The sequence below is a fragment of the Pediococcus damnosus genome (assembly GCF_001437255.1).
In the GTDB taxonomy this organism is placed as follows: domain Bacteria; phylum Bacillota; class Bacilli; order Lactobacillales; family Lactobacillaceae; genus Pediococcus; species Pediococcus damnosus.
Genome location: NZ_JQBD01000138.1, coordinates 1 through 3,260 on the forward strand (window position 1 = coordinate 1; position 3,260 = coordinate 3,260).

The following is a 3,260-nucleotide window of genomic DNA, read 5'->3' on the forward strand; positions in this document are numbered from 1 at the left end:
GAGTTTGAGCGGGGGCTCCCGCTCATTTATGGGGTCCAGCTGGTTCAGCTGGTCAGTATGGCTGAAAGCCATGGTCTTAAAAAGCAGTTCGGCGATTTTTGCTGATCTGCTTTTTGGGGTTTGAAACCGTCGTTTTTTCGACGGTTTCTTCTTATCTTGATACTATTAGAAACAACGGACTTTTTAAAAAGCTGGCTAAAGCCTTGACAGAACTGGGCTTAGGCGTATTATGAGTTTATAAAATGAATAAAGAAAAAACCCACGTGAGAATTCCTAGTTTGGCGACCCGGAACACGTGAGTTAATCTTGAATATTCGTATTTACTAGACATAGTTTAAAGCTTGAGTTAGTAAGCGTCAAGCCCTTAGTTTTAGTAAATACATAAAAGATTAGCTCTTCTCACGTGGTTGGATGAGAGGAGCTTTTTAGTTTGGCTGATAGAAAAGTTTTAGTTGATCGATCGCAGTCGGGAAAAGTACGACCATGGCGAGAACATAAGTTAGAGAATTTACAGTATGGTGATTATTTACAAATGTTGCACTACAAGAAAGCCCATCGAGTTAAAGAGTGTGGTGAAGTATTACGTTTTGTGGAAGATAAAAATGGTCACAAAAAATTGGCTCAGACTTGGTTTTGCCATTCCCGTTTGTGTCCGTTATGTAATTGGCGGCGGTCAATGAAACAATCTAACCAGTTAACTCAAATTTTGACAGAAGCAGTTAAACAGCGAAAAACGGGTCGGTTCTTATTTTTAACGCTGACGGTTGAAAATACCACCGGTAATCAGTTAAAAAGTGAATTACGACAAATGGGACGAGCCATTCGTGATTTAATGCGTTATAAAAAGCCAGCTAAGAATTTGTTGGGCTATGTGCGTTCAACTGAGGTTACCATTAATCACGAAGCAGATCAGCCGATGTATCACCACCATATGCATGTTTTGCTTTTTATGAAATCGAGTTATTTTACAGGAACTGATAATTATATTTCACAAGCAGAATGGACTAGATATTGGCAACGAGCGATGAAATTAGCTTATGCGCCGGTTGTGAATGTTGAAGCGGTTAAACCGAATGTGAAACGCCAGAAAAATTCCTTGCTGGCTAGTGCTCAAGAAACGGCTAAATATCAGGTGAAGTCCAAAGATATTTTAACTAATAATCAAGAACAAGATCTACAAGTAATTGATGATTTGGAACAAGCTTTGGCTGGTTCCCGGCAAATTAGTTATGGTGGCTTGCTTAAAGAAATTCGCAAGCAGTTGCAATTAGAAGATGTTGAAAATGGCGATTTGATTAATACGGATAGTGGTGATCAAGAAACTGATCAAGTAGTGCGTGAAATTGTTGCTAAGTGGGACTATCAGCGTAAAAATTATTTCGTATAGATGGAAAATTTGTGAAGTATTGAAAGATAAGGAGACTAGAGATGAAAAATAAAAATAAAACTGCATTTTGGATACCTTTTTCTATTACGTTTTGCGTTTTTTTGTTTTTCCTTTTTGCTGAGCCTTTTTTGAATAAAATATTTGGTACTCACCCTTTTTTATATTGGGTAATATTATTGCTTATCGTTAGTTTGCTATCTGGAGTTGTTGGTAATTATATTAGTTATAAATATAACAAAAGACATAAGTAAAAAAGAATTTATACAATACTCTATACACTTACATTTTGTAACCAATCAGCATGTTGTGTTTAACTATGAGATTTATTTCTCATAGTTTTTTTGTGGTTAAGCTGGCATCAGCTTGCCCCACTCGGGTAGAGTTCTGCATGAAATGCGCTCGCTATGCAATAGCCCGCCGGAGGTTTTTCTAGCCGGATAATAGGCGCAGAAAAATAGCAATTCTCCCAGTAGGAAGGGAGAACGCTACTACCTCGTAGAGCCCAAACTTTACAAGGTAAAGTATATTGGGCTATACCTTGCATGGAGGTTTTCCGAATTCTGTGCTATGCTCTAACCAAATTTAGCTGTTTGGAATGGAGTGGTGAAATGAGTTATTTAGTGGCTAATATGCAGAAATTAAAAGCTGATAATTTAGTTGGCTTGGGTAATCATGATCAACGCCGAACCCGACATCACAAAAATACTGATATTGACGTTAACCGTTCTGACTTAAATTATGATTTAGTTGCTGGTCGGACTAACCATTTCAAAACGGATATTGAGGCTTATATTAACGAGCATAAAACCAGTCAGCGAGCGGTCAGAAAAGATGCCGTTTTAGTCAATGAATGGATTATTTCGAGCGATAGCAATTTCTTTGCTAATTTAACGGCGGCTGATACGCGCAAATATTTTGAAACAGCTAAAGCTTACTTTGCTGAAAAATTTGGTGAAGAAAACATTCGTTATGCGATTGTTCATCTTGATGAGAGTACGCCCCATATGCATATGGGAATTGTTCCATTTGATGATGAGTATAAATTATCGGCTAAACGGGTGTTTAATCGTGCGGCTTTGCAAAACGTTCAAGATCAATTGCCAGTTTATTTACGACAACACGGATTTGATGTTGAACGTGGTATTCAAGAATCGCAACATAAAAGTTTAACGGTACCAGAATACAAAGCTATGCGGGAAGACTTGAAAAAGGCGACGCTTCAAAAACGAGAAATACAAGCTGAACTTGAAGATGCCAGAAAACGCCTTGCTGAACTTAAACCTCGTGATCAGCAGGAAATTGAGAGCAAACCTACTCTTTTAAGCAAGGATAAAGTGGTTGTTAGAAAAAGTGATCTTCATGACTTAGAATCTCGAGCAGCTGTCAGTGATATTTATAATCAACAACAGAACCGTTTAAAACTTGATAATCAAAGCTTAAATTATCAACTGCTTGAAGTTAAAGACAATAATTATGATTTAAGCAAGAAAAATGAGAAGCTCCAAAAATTAGTGGATACGTTACAAGGAATTGTTCGGAGCGTTGACCGGTTCTTACAGCGCAAATTAGGTGTTGGCTTACCAAGTGAGTGGCTAGAACGAGCTGGACTAAAAGAACCGTCTAAAAAAGCCCCTCAGAGGCCACAGGAACGTTCAGAGAGACAGCATGATGAATTAGATGGTCCAAGTCTTTGAACTTGGCCTAGGGCTTTAATTTACCCGCTGATGATCATTGAAGCTGGTTAATGGCCGTCAGTCAACGGTAAATCGAATTAAAGGGACTTACTGCTTTAGCAGTTAGTCCCTTTTTGAGGCTTTAAGGAGTTGACTGACTCACTAGACCAAGACACTTTTGCGCATGCAAAGAAAAGCAC

Annotated in this window: 3 protein-coding genes; all 3 read left to right on the plus strand. The window is 38.3% G+C overall.

What is annotated here, in order from left to right; all coding sequences use genetic code 11:
• Window positions 1-430 precede the first annotated feature (430 nt).
• Window positions 431-1,387 (plus strand): protein rep, encoded by a 957-nt coding sequence (locus tag IV84_RS10180; protein WP_056986606.1) that lies wholly within the window; start codon window positions 431-433, stop codon window positions 1,385-1,387.
• A 41-nt stretch (window positions 1,388-1,428) separates the two neighbouring features.
• On the plus strand, window positions 1,429-1,638 hold the full coding sequence (locus IV84_RS10185) for a hypothetical protein (RefSeq protein WP_056986607.1): 210 nt from the start codon (window positions 1,429-1,431) through the stop codon (window positions 1,636-1,638).
• Between the two features lie 357 nt (window positions 1,639-1,995).
• The gene (mobV, locus tag IV84_RS10190) at window positions 1,996-3,081 is read left to right on the plus strand and encodes a MobV family relaxase (protein WP_056986608.1); all 1,086 of its coding nucleotides are present in this window, start codon (window positions 1,996-1,998) and stop codon (window positions 3,079-3,081) included.
• The last annotated feature ends 179 nt before the right edge of the window (window positions 3,082-3,260 follow it).

What these genes read in the sequence shown, in the direction of transcription:
- mobV (WP_056986608.1), top strand. Translation starts at nt 1,996, where the DNA reads ATGAGTTATTTAGTGGCTAATATGCAGAAATTAAAAGCTGATAATTTA.
- IV84_RS10185 (WP_056986607.1), top strand. Translation starts at nt 1,429, where the DNA reads ATGAAAAATAAAAATAAAACTGCATTTTGGATACCTTTTTCTATTACG.